Source organism: Tardiphaga sp. (genome assembly GCF_044336785.1).
In the GTDB taxonomy this organism is placed as follows: domain Bacteria; phylum Pseudomonadota; class Alphaproteobacteria; order Rhizobiales; family Xanthobacteraceae; genus Tardiphaga.
The window spans coordinates 21,755-37,610 of sequence record NZ_JBIIOT010000050.1 but is presented as its reverse complement, the minus strand read 5'-3'; the positions used below and the strand labels follow the sequence as shown (position 1 = coordinate 37,610).

The following is a 15,856-nucleotide window of genomic DNA, read 5'->3' as shown; positions in this document are numbered from 1 at the left end:
GGGCGACGGCGACGATGTCCCTGCCCGCATGCGCCGCGGTGATGCGATCGATACCGCGGCGGACGCGGTTGTAGAGGTCCATGAAACTTTCGCCATTCGGCGACGGCTCGTCGATGGGCGCGAACCAGTAGCTGCCGACATTGACGGGACGGCTGGCGAAGAAATCGGCGCGGTTCATGCCCTGCCAGTCGCCGAGATGCTGTTCGGCAAAATCGGATTCATGCGGCATGGCATCCGGCTTCGGAAAGCCGGCGTCCCAGATCGCATGTGCCGTCTGATGCGTGCGCTTCAGGTTGCTCGACACCCACACCGCATCGCGCGGCAGGATCTTGCTGACCGCATTGAACACGACGCGATCGCTGCAATCGCAATCCATGTCCTTCTGGCCGTAGATATTGCCGCCGTCATTGCGCACCGGCGCATGCCGCACCCACCACCACCGCGTCGCCGTCACGCCAGAGGGAACACTGTGTTGCGCGACGAACGGTTTTTCGGTGTTGGACATCGGACCCACCCTTCAATATCGTTTCGTTTGTCGTACGTCAGCGCGCGCGATGCCTCAAGCATCTTCGCGCAACACAAGGTGACGCGCGATGATGAATTCCATGTGGCGGCAGTCCGCTCAAGAAATAGACAACGAACAATCTCAGGAGAGAAACATGGGCCGCCTTGCAGGCAAATCCGTCGTCATCACCGGCGCCGGCAGCGGCATCGGCCGCGCCGCAGCACAGCTCTTCGCCAGGGAAGGCGCACAGCTGATCATCGTCGATCGCAGCGACAGCATTCATGAGACCGCAAAGCTCGTCACCGATGCCGGCGGCACTGCGCAGGCGGTCAGCGCCGATGCCGGTTCCGAGAGCGACGTCAAAGCCTTCATCGACAAGGCCGTGTCCAGCTATGGCAAGCTCGATGCGATCTGGGCCAATGCCGGCGTCTCCGGCGGCCTCGTGCCATTGCTCGAGCAGACCGTCGATCAGTGGCAGGAAATTTTGCGCATCAATCTGATCGGCCCGTTCCTCGCCATCAAACATTCGATGCCGCATATGACCAAACAGGGCTTTGGCTCCATCGTGCTCACCGCGTCCGTTGCGGGCCTGAAGTCCGGCGCCTCGGGTCATCCCTATGCATCGAGCAAGGCCGGCGTGATCAGCCTCGTCCAGACAACCGCCTATTCGCTGTCCGGCACCGGTGTGCGCATCAACGCCGTGTGTCCCGGCCTGATCGAGACCGGCATGACCAAGCCCGTATTCGACCGCGCCAAGCAGCGCGGCACCGAGGACAAGATCGGCCAGCTCAATCCGCTCAAGCGCGCCGGCCAGCCGCATGAGCTCGCGGCCATGGGCCTGTTCCTGGCGAGCGATGAGGCGTCATACGTCAATGGGCAGGCGATCCCGGTGGATGGCGGTCTGACGGCATCGATGCCCTATGCGGGCAAGCCGATCTGACTCGTCCTGTCATCACCTTCGCCCGGTCAGACCGGGCGAAGGCAGCGGAGAGATACTACACCCCGTCAGGCGGCGACGGCGGTGTGTTGCTCGCCAGCAGCCGGTTGCGCACGCGCTCGCGGTGAAACGTATAGATGCCGGACAGCACGATGATGGTGGCGCCGATGACCATCGCCGCATCGGGCACGTCGCCGAACACCAGATAGCCGAGCAGCATCGCATACAGCATCTGCGAATAGCGCATCGGCGCCACCGACGACACGTCGCCGACGCGCAGTGCGAGGATGCCGCACTGGAATCCGATCACCGTCGTCGCACCGGCCATTGCCAGCAGCAAGAGCAGATGCGCGGACGGCACCGTCCAGTCGCCATGCACCGCGGTGAAAGCAGCCCCCGCCAGCGCCACGGCGATGGTGGTGAGAAAGGAGACGAACAGGGTCGGGATCTGCGTGGGGATCTGTTTGGTGACGAGATCGCGCATCGCATAGAAGCCGACCGACAGCAGCGCCACCAGCGTGAACTGGCTGAACCCGTCGGCGCCCGGCCGCACGATGATCAGCACGCCGATGAAACCCGCCGCGATCGCCAGCCAGCGCCGCCAGCCCACCGGCTCGCCCAGCAGCAGCACCGCGCCACACGTCAGCACCAGCGGCATGGCCTGAACGATGGCCGTGACATTGGCGAGTGGCAGCGCACTCACGGCAATCAGAAACAGCGCGGAGCCACCGATCTCCCCGGCGATGCGCAGCGACACCGGCCACGACCGCAGCACGCGGAGCGACCGCAACGCCCCCTGGTGCACGACCAGCGCACCGATCAGCACGCTGGCAAACAGCCCGCGCAGCATCATCACCTGGCTGAAATGGAGCTGAACCGTCAGGAATTTGGCGATCGCATCATTGATGCTGAAGCTGGCCATGGATGCTGCCATGAGCAGAATTCCACGGATATTGGGCGAGAGAGGCAAGACGGCGTCCGGGGCGATCGGGTTGCCGCGGCGGAAATTCGCTGCAGCGCAGCATGCTCTGTGCGGGATGCCGCAAGCGAGGTCAAGACGAAGGCCTGCGCATGCCTCGCTTACATTCTGAGCATAGGTCGTGGATGCCGGTCGAGACGCTGCGCGCGCATCTCAGGATGACGGCCGAGAACGCGTCATACCCCTTCCGTCGGAGGTGCCGATGCTTTCGCCGCCACCAGCATCTCCCGATTGCGGATGCGCTCGCGGTGGAAGGCATACAGGCCGGAGCCGACGATCACCGCAGCGCCGACGATCATCGCGGCATCCGGGACGTCGCCGAAGATGAGATAGCCGAGCCCCATGGCCCATAGCAGTTGCGTGTAGCGGAACGGCGCCACGGCGGAGATTTCCCCTGCCCGTAGCGCAATGATCACGCATTGGTAGCCGATCAGCACCAGTACGGCGGCGACCAGCAGGAAGCTCATCGAGCGCCCCGACATCGGCGTCCAGCCGCCGAGCGGCACGATGAGACAGCCACCGACAATGGTGACCACAAAGGTCGTCAGCAGCGTGACGAACACCGACGGCACCTCCTTGGGGATGCGGCTGGTGGCCAGATCCCGGACCACGCAGAAGCACACCGAGATCAGGGCTAGCACGGTGAACTGGTTAAAGCCCTCGGCGCCCGGCCGCACCACGATCAGGACGCCGACAAAGCCGGCCACGATCGCCAGCCAGCGCCGCCATCCCACCGGCTCGCCGAAGATCAGCGCTGCGCCGAGCGTGATCGCCAGCGACAGCGACTGGAAAATTGCCGAGACATTGGCGAGCGGCAGATGGGTGATCGCGGCCAGGAAGGTCGCGGTGCCGCCGATCTCGCCGCATACGCGCAACGCCACCGGCAGCTTGAACAGCACGCTGACCGGCCGCAGCGCCCGCTGATACCAGGCCAGCGCGAACACCAGCACGATGGAGAGCGAGCCGCGCACCAGCATCACCTGGCCGAAATTCATATCGACGGTGAGATATTTGGTGGTGGCGTCGTTCATGCTGAAGCCCGCCATGGCCACGGCCATCATCAGGCTTCCGCGCATATTCGGAGAGAGAGGCAAGGTTTCCGCCCGGATGTTTCTTGAGAAGAGTTGCCGGAGGAGCCCCGGAGCCTGCGCGTGACGCACCGTCATGTGCACGAAAAACGCAGCGCAAACCAGACAGTACACACGCCGGTGGGCTCAGCAGATCTACATGACGCGCGCGACTATGGCCCGTCGGTCGGCGTGCTCCCGGCCTTCGCAACCATCAGCATCTCGCGGTTGCGAACATGTTCGCGATGAAAGGTGTAGAGACCGGAGGCAACAATGATCGCGGCGCCGAGGATCATCGCGCCATCGGGCATATCGCCGAAAATGAAATAGCCAAGCAACATCGCCCACAGCAGTTGCGTGTAGCGAAACGGCGCGACGGCCGAGATATCGCCGACACGCAACGCCATGATCACGCACTGATAGCCGATCAGCACCAGCACGGCGGCCGCTGCCAGCAGCGCCAGCGACGACGCTGATGGCGTCGCCCAGCCGCCGAGCGGCATCATCAGCAGGCCGCCCACCGACGTCATGGAGATCGTCGTCAGCAGTGTAACAAACAGTGCCGGGACCTCGGTCGGGATCTGCTTGGTGGCGAGATCACGCAGCGCGTAGAACGCCACCGAGCACAGCGCCAGCAATGTGAACTGGTTGAAGCCTGCCGCCCCGGGCTTCACGATGATCAGCACGCCGATAAAGCCCGCCGCAATCGCGAGCCAGCGCCGCCAGCCAACCCGTTCGCCGAACAGCAGTACCGCGCCCAGCGTGATCGCCAGCGGCTGCGACAGGATGATCGCCGAGACATTGGCGAGCGGCAGATGCGTGATCGCCTGCAAAAAGAAGATCGTGCCCACCACCTCGCCGATGATGCGCAGCGCCACCGGCCGCACGAACAGCACGCGCAGCGGCCGCAGCGCGCCGCGATGCGCGGCCAGCGCCGTGATCAGCGTCCCCGCCACGATGCCGCGCAACAGCACCAGCTGCCCGAAATTCATCTGCGGCAGCAGGTACTTCGAGATCGCATCGGTGGCGCAGAAGGTCGCCATGGCGCCGGCCATGAACAGACTGCCGGTGAGATTGGGAGACAGCGCCAAGATGACCGCCGAGATGGAAAAGAGCATGTCAGATGGGCACGGCGTGTCTGCGCCGTGCCCATCAAAGCGTCTCGGCTGAAAAGAGCGGGCCAGCACCGCTTTGCGCACTCTTCAGATCGACAGATCCGCTATTTGGCGCCGGCGAGCTGCGCGTATTTCCACGACGCCTGGGCGAGCGGCACCGTCCGCTTGGCCGATTCCATCGCCTTGGCGGAGGATGCGGTGCCGTCGCGGACGCGGCCGGCGATGCCCTGCAGAATGCCCGTGAGCCGGAACAGATTGTAGCAATAGTACCAGTTCAGATCCGGCACATCCTTGCGGCCTGCATAATCGCAATAGATCTTTGCCGCCTCATCCATGGTCGGGATATCGAGCGCCTTGTAATCAAGGTTTTCGAGACCCGGCATGATCCACTGCATCAACAGATAGGTGAAGTCCGCCATGGGATCGCCGAGGGTGGACAGCTCCCAGTCCAGCACCGCCTGCACTTTCGGCTGCGTCGACTGGAACACCATGTTGTCGATGCGGTAGTCGCCATGCACCACCGACACGCGCTCCTGCTCGGGCACCGAGGTCGGCAGCCATTCGATCAGCCGCTCCATCTCGGGGATGAGCTGCGTCTCGGAGGCGCGATACTGCTTGGTCCAGCGATCGACCTGGCGTGCAAAGTAGTTGCCGGGACGGCCGAAATCACCGAGCCCGATCTTTTCGGGATCGTAGCTGTGCAATTGCGCCAGCGTCTCGATCTTCGCGGTGAAGATCGCGCGGCGCTCGCCTCTGTCGACATTGGGAAGTGCGGGGTCCCAGAAGATGCGGCCGTCTTCCATCGACATGATGTAGAAGGCCGAGCCGATCACGGCATCATCGGTGCAGAGCGCATAGGCCTTGGCCACAGGGAAGCCCTGCTTGCCCAGTGCTGCGATCACCTTGTATTCGCGATCGACCGCATGCGCCGATGGCAGCAATTTGCCGAACGGCTTGCGGCGCATCACATAGGAGCGCTTCGGCGTGTTGAGCCGATAGGTGGGGTTGGACTGGCCGCCCTTGAACTGCAGCACGGTCAGCGGGCCTTCATAGCCCTCCACATGCTCCTTCATCCAGGCTTCGAGGCGCAGCTCATCGAAGCGATGCCGGTCCTCGACTGGCCGCGTACCGTTATATTCGTCGTCGCGCTTCACACCATCGGTCACGTTGTGTCCTCGTTTCTTATTGTCGCCACGCCTTCAATTGTCATCGCCCGGCTTGACCGGGCGATCCAGTAAACGCTGACGTGTCGATTACAACAAACGCCGGTGTCTACTGGATCCCCGCTTTCGCGGAGATGACAACCGAATGTCGTGCGGTCTTCAGTGCTTCGCCTCGTTCGCGTACTTCTTCAGTTCGAGCCGTGCGATGGCCCGATTATGCACCTCATCCGGACCGTCGGCCAGACGCATCGTGCGCATGGACGCATAGTCCTTCGCAAGCCCCGCATCATCCGACACGCCGGCGCCGCCATAGGCCTGGATCGCATTGTCGATGATCTTCAGCGCCATATTGGGGCCGGAGACCTTGATCATCGCGATTTCGAGCTGCGCGGTCTTGTTGCCGACCTTGTCCATCATGTCGGCGGCCTTGAGGCAGAGCAGACGGTTCAGCTCGATATCGGTGCGGGCCTGCGCGATGCGCTCTTCCCACACCGAGAACTCGATGATTTTCTTGCCGAAGGCCGTGCGCGACTGCAGGCGGCGCACCATCTTCTCCAGCGCTTCCTCGGCCTTGCCGATGGTGCGCATGCAGTGATGGATGCGCCCCGGACCGAGACGGCCCTGCGCGATCTCGAAGCCGCGGCCCTCGCCGAGCAGGATGTTTTCCTTCGGCACGCGCACATTTTCGAGCAGCACCTGGGCATGGCCATGCGGCGCATCGTCGAAGCCGAACACCGGCAGCATCTTTTCGACCTTGATGCCGGGCGTGTCGAGCGGCACCAGGATCTGCGACTGCGCCTGATGTTTTGGCGCGTTGGGATCGGTCTTGCCCATCACGATGGCGATCTTGCAGCGGGGATCGCCGACGCCGGACGACCACCACTTACGACCATTGATCACATAGTGATCACCGTCGCGCTCGATGCGGGTTTCGATATTGGTCGCGTCCGACGATGCGACGGCCGGCTCGGTCATCAGGAACGCCGAGCGGATCTCGCCATTCATCAGCGGCTTCAGCCACTTCTGTTTGTGCTCCTTGCTGCCGTAGCGCATGAACACTTCCATATTGCCGGTGTCCGGCGCCGAGCAGTTGAACACTTCCGACGCCCAGCCGATATGGCCCATCTGTTCGGCCAGCAGCGCGTATTCGAGATTGCTCAGTCCCGCGCCGTGGAATTCGTCGTCTTCATGCGACGACGGCGGCATGAACATGTTCCAAAGGCCTTCGGCCTTCGCCTTCGCCTTCAATTCCTCGATGATCGGGATGACCTTCCAGCGCTCGCCCGCTTCATCCTGCTGCTTATAGATCGGCACGGCTGGGCGAACATGCTTGGTCATGAAGGAGGACACGCGCTCGAGCCATTCGCGCTGGCGGTCCGACATCGTGAAATCCATGGGACGTTCCTCTTTGTTTCTTCAAAATCTTTGGCGGCACTGTTGTCCCGTCGATGCAGGTCCGCAAGCGAAAAATACGAGCGGATTGTCGCTCGCCTTTCACACCGGACACGCATCGCGGGGGCGACGGGATGAGACGGAGATGGATGCCACGCGATCGCCCACGACATCAGGCGGCCGCATTGACATTCCGCTCACTCAAACGATAGTTTCATACAGATGTTTGAAAAGCAATCTTCCTGATCCGCGCCCCTCGCATGGGGCCATGTTGCGCCATGACGGGCGCAGGGGACGGATTGCACGGGACGGGATTTGCGCAGGGATCAAGGCATGGCAGCAGACCGCACACGCACCTCCATCATCACCGCAGCCGAACGGCTTTATGCCGAGCGCGGCTTTGCCGATGTGACGATGCGAGACATCGTGGCGGCGGCCGACGTCAATCTCGCCGCGGTGAATTACCACTTCGGCTCGAAAGACGAGCTGATTGCCGAATTGTTCGTGACGCGAAGTATCGCCACCAATCGCGAACGCCTGCATGAACTGAAGGCCGCGGAAGACGCCGGCGGCGGCCGCGCCTCCCCACAGGACATCTTCTCCGCGCTGGTTGGCCCGACCCTGCGCGGCTGCCTCGGCGAGGCCAAGCAGCGTTCCGATGCCGCGCGCTTCATGATCCGCGCCTCGATCGAATCCGTGCCGCCGATCCGCAAGATCAAGAACCGCGAGGTCGATCATCTCAAGCGCTTCGCTGGCGCCCTGCGTCGCGCCCTGCCCGATCACGACCCGGCCGACATCTTCTGGGCGCTGCATTTCGCCCTTGCGATGGCGCACCAGACCATCCGCGACACCGAGCGGCTGACGCGCATGTCGGACGGCCTGTGCGATCTCGACAATGTGCAGGCGATCATCGACCGCGTGGTGTCAGTGGCGGTGACGGCGCTGATGGGCAAACCGGCGCGGGCAAAAGCACGGGCATAGACCGTCTCTCTCACTGTCATTACCCGCGAAAGCGGGTAATCCAGTAGACACGGACATACGCGTGACACTCCGAAGCCCGAGTGTACTGGGTTGCCGGGTCAAGCCGGGCAATGACAGAGAGCGCTTCCCTCTTACATGCCGGTGATTCGCAGCGTATGCCGCTGCCATGAGCGCACAGGACGCCATCGACTTCGTCTCGGACAACATCGCGGAAGTGGGCGAGCTGATGCGCTCGCTGTCCGGCCGCTATGAAGCCATTTTCGGCAATTTTCGCTCGGCCTGCGGCGTCGTCTGCCTGCCTGAAGCCGCGCGCGACATCGCCGATCTCGCCGGCGCCGCCAGCGCCAGCGTCTATGCGCATATCCCGAACCAGCCACTGCTCGCCTGCAGCAGCGGCTGTGCCGCCTGCTGTCATCTCTATGTGCAAGTCCCGCCCGGCATCGCGCGGATGATGGCCGATCACATCATCACCCATTTCTCGCCGGACGAGCGCGACGCATTGCAGGGTCGACTGGAGGTCGCTGCTGCCGCCGCGCGTGACGCAGACGATCCGGCAAGACTCCGTCACCGCTGCCCCCTGCTCGGCGCCGACAATCGCTGCACCGTCTATGACGTCCGCCCACTGTCCTGTCGCGCCTTCACCTCGCGCTCGGTGACGCGCTGCAATGATGTCGTCTTTGGAGAGATCGCCGACGGCTCAGGCGTCGAGCAAAACGCCGCGCATTATCGCATCCATATGGAGGCAACCTTCGCGCTCGAACAGGCGGCGCGGGATCGCGGGCTATCGGCGCAGCAGAAGGGGCTGGCCGAGGCGCTGCTGACGGAACTTCCCGCGACCGATAAATCAGCCGCAGCGAAAGCTCAATCTACGCCGTCATCAACCGCTTGATCATGCGGTCAAAACGGCTGCCTGCAACGGTGACCGTATCCAGCAACGACATGTCGATCTCATCGTCGTCGAGCTCCGCCACATTCCCATCGCTCGATCGCGCATACATCGACTGCAACGCTGCAATCGCCCGATAAAGCCGCACAGCAAGGTCTGGCTCGGCATCGAACTTTGCGTGAAGCACGCCACCATCAATAAGCAGCACGTGGGTCGGCTCGATCGCCACTGCCGTCACCGGCGGTGGCTCACCGTCCACCAGCGACGTCTCGCCGAGCATCTCGCCGCTGCCCCAGATCGCCGTCCGCACGCCATCGACCTCGACGCCGATCTTGCCATCGAGCAGAAACATCAGCGCATCGATCGGCTCGCCTTGCCGGACCAGGATGTCGCCCGGCTCATAACGCCTGCGCTCGCCGGCCTCTGACATCCAGTCGACGTCTTCATCGGTCAACTGGCTCAGAATATGAAGTACCTTGCGCATATGCGGCCTCAGATCAGCTGGCGTTTGGCGAATTCGGCGAATGGCCCTGGCGCCTTGATCAGGTCATCATATGTGCCGTGCTGGGCGATGCGCCCCTTGTCGAACACGTAGATCTGGTCCGCCTCGCGCACCGTGGTGAGGCGATGCGCGATCACCACGCGGGTCACTGCAAGCTTGGCAACGCTCTCGGTGATGATCGCCTGGGTGACATTGTCGAGCGCACTGGTCGCTTCGTCGAACAACAGGATGCGCGGTTTGCCCACCAACGCCCGCGCGATGATGACGCGCTGGATCTGGCCACCGGAGAACGCCGCCGACGCTTCGGTGACGACGGTGTGCATGCCCATCGGCATCGCCCGGATATCGTCCTCGATCCCCGCCTGCCGCGCCGCGTCCCAGGCATCGTCGATGGTGCCGTCGAAATTGCCCATGATGTTCTCGAACAACGTGCCCGGGAACAGCCTGCCATTTTGTAACACGACGCCGATCTGACGGCGCACCATTTCCGTATCGAGATGACGCAGATCCTGGCCATCATACTGAACGGTGCCCTGCATCGGCTGATCGAGGCCGAGCAGCAAACGCATCATCGTTGATTTGCCGGAGCCGGACGGGCCGACAATGGCAATGAATTCGCCGGCTGCAGCCTGCAGTGACACGCCTCCGAGCGCTGGTGGCGTGTCGGGTCCGTAGCGGAAGGCGACATTGGTGACGTCGATCTTGCCGCTGAGCTGGCCAGGATCGCGCCGCACGGCCGTACGCTCGGGCGTTGCCCTGAGCAAGGGCGCGGCACGTTCCCATGAGGTCTCGAGGCCAACCAGCGTACCGACACTCCGCACGATCTGCATCGAGTTGCCGGAAAACGCGCCATAGGCTGTGACGAAGGCGATGAATGCGCCGGTCGTGAACTGATCACCGGGCAACAAAGCGAGCAGCAGGAACATCCCAGCCCAGCACAGGAGATCAATACCCGACAGCAGCATCTCGAAGGTGGTCGAGAGTTTGCGCGAGCGATATGAGCGCGCCCGCAGTTCCGCGAAATCGATACCCCAATGGGCGAAGGCACGGGCTTCCGATCCCGTGGTGCGCAACACGCCGATTGCCTGCACCAGCTGGAACACGATGTTGAACACGTCGGATTCCAGCTGCTCGCCACGCCGCTGCGTCTCGCGTTGCAGGCGTGCGAAGAGTGCAGACAGCGCGCAAAGAAACAGAAAGCAGCCAACCGCCACCAGCGCGGCCCAGGGCGCATAATAGAACAGCAGCGTTCCATTCACCAAGGTCAGGAACAGCGCCGGAATGCCAGCGAGCACCACATTGGACAGCGAGCGACGGACCTGATCGGCCGAGGCAACACGTGACGCGAGATCGGCAGGGCCAAATCGCAGTGCCGACTCCGGCAGTCGCAGCACGCGGTCCATCACCGCAGCGGCATGCCCACCGCCGGCGCGGCCATCGATCCGCAACGCCGCACGATCATAGGCAATGCGGAATGTGATGGATATCGCTGCCGCAAGCACCAGCCCGATGGCGAGCTCGATGAGCTGCTGGCCGTTATGGCCGGGAATAAAGCGATCAAAAGCAAGGCGCATCGCCAGCGGCGTTGCCAGCGACAGCGCGGCGCTGGCAGCAGCGGCGAACACGGCAAGGCCGAGATCGCGCCAGTTCCGGCGCATGCAGAATTTGAAAAACTGCCAGAAGTTGATCGGCGTATCTGGCAATGTCGGATACAGCATATGCGCTGTCGGCAGAATGCGCGCCGCCATCGCGGCATCGACGATCTCGGACGTGCCCTCCACAGGATCGACAACGTTCCAGCGATTGGTCCCTGTCGGCAGCAAAGCGACGACGCGGCGCTCCTCATCGAGAAAGGCGACCAGCGGGCCGAGATCTTCTTGCCACCAGTCCCCGCGCAGCGCCACCTGGCGCTGCCTGACGCGCGCAGTCCGCACTGCGCCCTCGAGCGTCATCTCTCGCGCGATCTTTTCGCGCTCGCGCTGGGGAATATCGAGGCCGATTGCATCCGCCACGATCATGAAGACGGCGAGCAGTCGCTCATCCTCCTGCGCGCCATGAGCCCATGCCCGGCGACCACGCTTGGCGACGCTGTGAAACGAACCCACGACTCGATTGGTCAGCCGATCGCTGTTCTGCGATCGCGCTGCGATGCGCTTCTCGATCTTTTGCTGCGCGCCGGTGACGACGCCACCGATCGCCCGGAAGGCGTGCCCATGAAAGATACGCAGCGTCTCCGGCCATGTCGGTCGTTCGGTGATGACGTCGCCCGTCGCCATGGATGACAGCGTGCCTGCTCCGCCGGCGGTCACCCAGGTCCCGGGTGCCACGACCATCGCCGTGACACCATCGAGTGACGCAAGCCTACTGCCATCGCAATAATCCAGCGCGGCATCACGGCTCTCGATCCACCCCACACCGGACCTGACGGTGACCGATGCTTCGGCCTGACAGTCAACCTGGTCGCCGGGCACCAATGCCCGCGCATCCGGCGGCGGCATACCAATGACAGCGCGCAACGCGCCTGCAACGCCCGCGATCCAGCGATCGACCTTCTTGGCGGCATCAGCACCACCGCGCACCAGCGTCTCGGCGCCGAGATGATCGAGCTTGAACGGCGCCAGCACGCTCGGTTCCGGCGTGATCAGGATCAATTGCAACGGCGCCAGCTGCTCCAACGGAGGCAGAACAATATCGTTGGCGCGCGCCTCGAGGATAAAATGGCGCTGCGACACCTGTTCGCCGTCATCCGTCGCCACCAAAAACAGTTCAGCACGGCCGGACTTGATGATCCAGCCGGTATCGACGCGATCGAAGCGAAGCTGCGTGCCGGCCTGGGTCTCGATTTCGTCGATCTTGATGGGAGTCATCGTATTCATTGTGCACCCACCAGTCGGCTGTAGCTGCCGGCAGCGGCTAGCAATTCGCTGTGCCCGCCGCGTTCGACGACACGGCCTTGATCGAGCACCAGGATCTCGTCGCAATCCCGCACTGCGCTGATGCGATGCGCAATCAGAATGCAGGTGCAGCCGCGGCGACGGATATTATCGACAACATTCATCTCGGCGATCGCATCCAAAGCGCTCATTGCTTCATCCAGCACGATGACGCAGGGATCCGACGCGAGCGCGCGCGCGATTGCGAGACGTTGCCGTTCGCCACCGGAAAAGTTACTGCCATTCTCGCTTAGTTTGGCGTCATAGGCATTCGGACGGCCTGCAATCACATCATGCACGACCGCATCCCGGGCTGCCGCCATGATGCGATCATCGGAGCTTGAGCTATCCCACATGGTGAGATTGTCCCGGATCGATCCGGAAATCAGCGTCGTGGTTTGATCGACATAGCCGACGGTGGTGCGCAAGGCGGTATTGTCGATCTTGTCCAGCGCCACGCCATCGAGGCGGATCTCACCATCCTGCGGCGTCGCCAGCGCCACCAGCAATCGGCCCAGCGTCGACTTGCCGCTACCGGACCCGCCAACAATGCCTATGCGAGATCCGGGCTTGATCGACAGCGATATATCGACCAGTTGCGGCGGCGAGATTGGCGAATAGCCGAACGAGACCTTTTCCACATCGACACGGCCGGTGAATGTCGGCAATGGCGCAGTCTCGCGATTTGCGTCGAGCATCGGATCGGTCGGCTGACGCAGCACGTCGCCGATGCGATCGGCATAGCCATGGGTCTCCTGCAACTGCGCGCCGATGCCGACAAAGCTGGCGATCGGCGCATTGAACAGGGACGCCAGGGTCTGGAAAGCGACGAGCATGCCGATGGAGATCGTTCCCTCCATCACGCCAAACCCGCCGAACAGGACGATGGCCACGCCAGCGACTGAGTTCAGGAAGATCGGTGCATTGTTCAGCAGCCGCCGATAGTGGTTCATGTTCTGCTCGGCGCTCAGCATCTTGGCATGCGCACCGGCCCAGCGGCGGAAGAACAGATCCTCGGTACCACTGGCGCGATAGCTGTCCAGATTGGCAAAGCCCTGCACCATCGTGCCCTGCAGGCGCGCATCGTCCTGCAATGTGCGGCGATGCAGGTCCGCCAGAAACCGAACCATCCACAGCAGCAGCCCGAGATTGACGAGCGCGAAAGTAACGACGATCAGTGTGAGCTTCGGACTATATCCGATCATTACCAGTGCATAGATGGCGATGGTCAGAAGATTGACGACTGCGAAACCGACACTGCCCGAAAGCAATCCCGTAAAGCGATCGGCAATGCTGGTCCGACCGGCGATCTCGCCGGCATTGCGCTGGGCAAAGTAATTGGTGGGCAGATGCAGGATGTGCCAGAGCAGCTGGCTGTTCGATGTCACCCCCAGGCGCAACTGCAGGCGTGCCATCAGGTGATGCTGCAGCAGCACGATGGTCGCGCGCGAGATCGCCAGCGCAACAAGACCGCCGATGATCCAGAACAAGAAGGTGTCCTTCTTGGCGATCAGGAAATAGTCGGTGAAAGCGCGCTGCACACCTGGCAGCAACAAGCCGGGAACAAGCAGCAGGAAGCCGGCCAGCACCACGCTCGCCAGACCGACACGCACGCGTCCCAATTGCGCAGCAATATTGCCAAACAGAGATGGCGGGGTGCCGCCCGGCTGGAATTCCGGCGTCCGCTCGAATGTCAGCACCACGCCGGTAAAACCTTCATCGAACTCCGTGAACGTCATGACCCGCGGCCCGGTGGCGGGATCATTGACCCAGACCTTGCCGCCTCGCATGCCCTCGACGGTGATGAAGTGATTGAAATTCCAGAACACCACGACAGGCATGGTCATCGTGGCGAGATCTTCCGGCGCCTTGGTAAATCCCCTCGCCGCGATACCGTAATGTTTCGCACCGCGGACGATATTGCTTGCCCGGGTGCCGTCGCGATTGACGGCGGTGACATAGCGCAGTTCTTCGAGCGACACCCAGCGGCCGAAATGCGCGAGCACCATGCCGAGACAGGCAGCCCCGCATTCAACGACTTCATATTGCAGAAAGGTCGGCGTCCGCTTCCGCGCGGCGCTGCTCATCATCGCGGCTGTCATGACTTCGACGCCAGGATCTGGCGCAGCGGCGGGATCACGAGACTGAGCAGCGGCATGTCCCGCACCTCGATATCCGCACGTGCGAGCGTGCCGTCATTCAGGCGAAGATCCGGACCACGCGACGACGACCACTGATAGCCGCTCGGCGTCGATGCGTCCTTCTCAAGATCGACAGCGATCTCGATCGGTGCTGCATTGTTCGACAGCGTCTGCACCAGTTGCTTGTTCTTGAGCGTATACGCCATACCTTCCGGCGTCGCCGGTACTTCGGCGACCCAGCGGACTTTGCCGATCAGAAAGCCATATTCCTCGCGCGGCGCCACCGAGGGCGACAGCGCCACCCGCATGCCCGGCTTGATCTGCTTGCCCTCGCCTGACGGCACGTAGACGATCGCCGTCAGCTGTTCGCCGATCTGGCCAGTCGCATTGGCGAGATTGCTGGGGATCACGGTAAAAAGCGATGAACCGCGCTCGACGATTTCGCCAAGCTTGACCCTGAGCTCGACAACGCGGCCATCATAGGGACTGCTCACGATGCTCTCGCGCGCGAGCTGCTCCGCCAGATTGTCGTGCTTGCGCTGGGCCGACGCAACCTTGAGCTCGATTTGCATCAGCTCCTGATCGTCCGCGATGCGCTGCTTGGTTTCCTCGAAATCGAGATCCTTGAGCCCGTTGGTGTCGCGCTGGCGCTGATCCTCAGCCTGCCCGATCTCGAGCTGGGTATCGAGCAGCTTTTGCACGGCGATATAACCCTTGGCCATCAGGTCGCGATTGGCCGTGTCGCGCACCACCAGTTGTTCGAGACGATCGCTGAGAAACTTGATGTGATCCTGATAGGCCTGCCGCTTCTGTTGCGTGACCGCCGCCAGCATGGGTTTCTTGCGCGCCTGGAACGCGGCAATCTGATCGCGCTCCGCCTGAAAATCCTTCAGCTCTGCTTTTGCCGTTTCGAGCTGCGATTGCATTTCGCTCTGGTCGAGCTTGGCAATCTCCTGCCCCGCTTTGACCTTGTCTCCCGGCGCAACGCTGAAATTGATGAGACGGCCGCGGCTGCCGCTGGTGACTTCGAACAGGCCACCACGCTCGAGCAGGATGCCGCTGCCCCCCACCATGATCGGGACCCGGATCATCCAGGCCCAGATGGCGCCGCCGACGATCAGGGCAATCAGCGCGCCCAGCCCGATCCGCTCGGCCGAGCCGACGATCTTGAGTCCCTGATCGAGCCGATCCGGCGTCGACAGCCGCTCCAGCGCCGCGTCGCGAAAAATCTTTTTCTCAGCCACTTACGTTCCCC

At 62.7% G+C, this 15,856-nt stretch carries 13 protein-coding genes; 3 read left to right on the top strand and 10 right to left on the bottom strand.

Annotation, left to right across the window (positions count from 1 at the left end):
- Positions 1-505 (bottom strand): histidine phosphatase family protein (locus ACIQ2A_RS15475; RefSeq protein ID WP_398480666.1); only part of this gene is annotated, 505 nt, incomplete at its 3' end.
- A gap of 154 nt (positions 506-659) precedes the next feature.
- Here ACIQ2A_RS15475 and ACIQ2A_RS15470 point away from each other — a divergent pair.
- Positions 660-1,445, top strand: a complete 786-nt coding sequence (locus ACIQ2A_RS15470; RefSeq protein WP_398480664.1) for an SDR family NAD(P)-dependent oxidoreductase — start codon at positions 660-662, stop codon at positions 1,443-1,445.
- A gap of 55 nt (positions 1,446-1,500) precedes the next feature.
- On the opposite strand, the gene ACIQ2A_RS15465 is transcribed toward ACIQ2A_RS15470, so the two are convergent.
- The 5 genes from ACIQ2A_RS15465 to ACIQ2A_RS15445 all read right to left on the bottom strand — a co-directional run bounded on the left by ACIQ2A_RS15465 (position 1,501) and on the right by ACIQ2A_RS15445 (position 7,161).
- Positions 1,501-2,412, bottom strand: a complete 912-nt coding sequence (locus ACIQ2A_RS15465; protein ID WP_398480662.1) for a DMT family transporter — start codon at positions 2,410-2,412, stop codon at positions 1,501-1,503.
- 185 nt (positions 2,413-2,597) lie between these two features.
- Positions 2,598-3,482 (bottom strand): DMT family transporter, encoded by an 885-nt coding sequence (locus ACIQ2A_RS15460; RefSeq protein WP_398480660.1) that lies wholly within the window; start codon positions 3,480-3,482, stop codon positions 2,598-2,600.
- 179 nt (positions 3,483-3,661) lie between these two features.
- Positions 3,662-4,579: a DMT family transporter gene (locus ACIQ2A_RS15455; protein WP_398480658.1), complete on the bottom strand. Its 918-nt coding sequence runs from the start codon at positions 4,577-4,579 to the stop codon at positions 3,662-3,664.
- Between the two features lie 128 nt (positions 4,580-4,707).
- On the bottom strand, positions 4,708-5,769 hold the full coding sequence (locus ACIQ2A_RS15450; protein ID WP_398480656.1) for a phosphotransferase family protein: 1,062 nt from the start codon (positions 5,767-5,769) through the stop codon (positions 4,708-4,710).
- A 156-nt stretch (positions 5,770-5,925) separates the two neighbouring features.
- Positions 5,926-7,161, bottom strand: a complete 1,236-nt coding sequence (locus ACIQ2A_RS15445) for an acyl-CoA dehydrogenase family protein (protein WP_398480654.1) — start codon at positions 7,159-7,161, stop codon at positions 5,926-5,928.
- A gap of 330 nt (positions 7,162-7,491) precedes the next feature.
- Between ACIQ2A_RS15445 and ACIQ2A_RS15440 the strand changes: the two genes are divergently transcribed.
- Complete coding sequence (locus ACIQ2A_RS15440; RefSeq protein WP_398480652.1) at positions 7,492-8,139, top strand: TetR/AcrR family transcriptional regulator; 648 nt, start codon at positions 7,492-7,494, stop codon at positions 8,137-8,139.
- 166 nt (positions 8,140-8,305) lie between these two features.
- Positions 8,306-9,028, top strand: a complete 723-nt coding sequence (locus ACIQ2A_RS15435) for a YkgJ family cysteine cluster protein (RefSeq protein ID WP_398480650.1) — start codon at positions 8,306-8,308, stop codon at positions 9,026-9,028.
- Here ACIQ2A_RS15435 and ACIQ2A_RS15430 read toward each other — a convergent pair.
- The 4 genes from ACIQ2A_RS15430 to ACIQ2A_RS15415 are packed head-to-tail and all read right to left on the bottom strand — an operon-like array spanning position 9,006 to position 15,845.
- On the bottom strand, positions 9,006-9,509 hold the full coding sequence (locus tag ACIQ2A_RS15430) for a cyclic nucleotide-binding domain-containing protein (protein WP_398480647.1): 504 nt from the start codon (positions 9,507-9,509) through the stop codon (positions 9,006-9,008). The two genes, ACIQ2A_RS15435 and ACIQ2A_RS15430, sit on opposite strands and share 23 nt — an antisense overlap.
- Before the next feature lie 8 nt (positions 9,510-9,517).
- Positions 9,518-12,403: an NHLP bacteriocin export ABC transporter permease/ATPase subunit gene (locus ACIQ2A_RS15425; protein WP_398480645.1), complete on the bottom strand. Its 2,886-nt coding sequence runs from the start codon at positions 12,401-12,403 to the stop codon at positions 9,518-9,520.
- The gene (locus tag ACIQ2A_RS15420; RefSeq protein ID WP_398480643.1) at positions 12,400-14,562 is read right to left on the bottom strand and encodes a cysteine peptidase family C39 domain-containing protein; all 2,163 of its coding nucleotides are present in this window, start codon (positions 14,560-14,562) and stop codon (positions 12,400-12,402) included. The genes ACIQ2A_RS15425 and ACIQ2A_RS15420 overlap by 4 nt, the downstream gene beginning before the upstream one ends.
- Positions 14,559-15,845 (bottom strand): NHLP bacteriocin system secretion protein, encoded by a 1,287-nt coding sequence (locus ACIQ2A_RS15415; RefSeq protein WP_398480641.1) that lies wholly within the window; start codon positions 15,843-15,845, stop codon positions 14,559-14,561. The genes ACIQ2A_RS15420 and ACIQ2A_RS15415 overlap by 4 nt, the downstream gene beginning before the upstream one ends.
- Positions 15,846-15,856 lie beyond the last annotated feature (11 nt).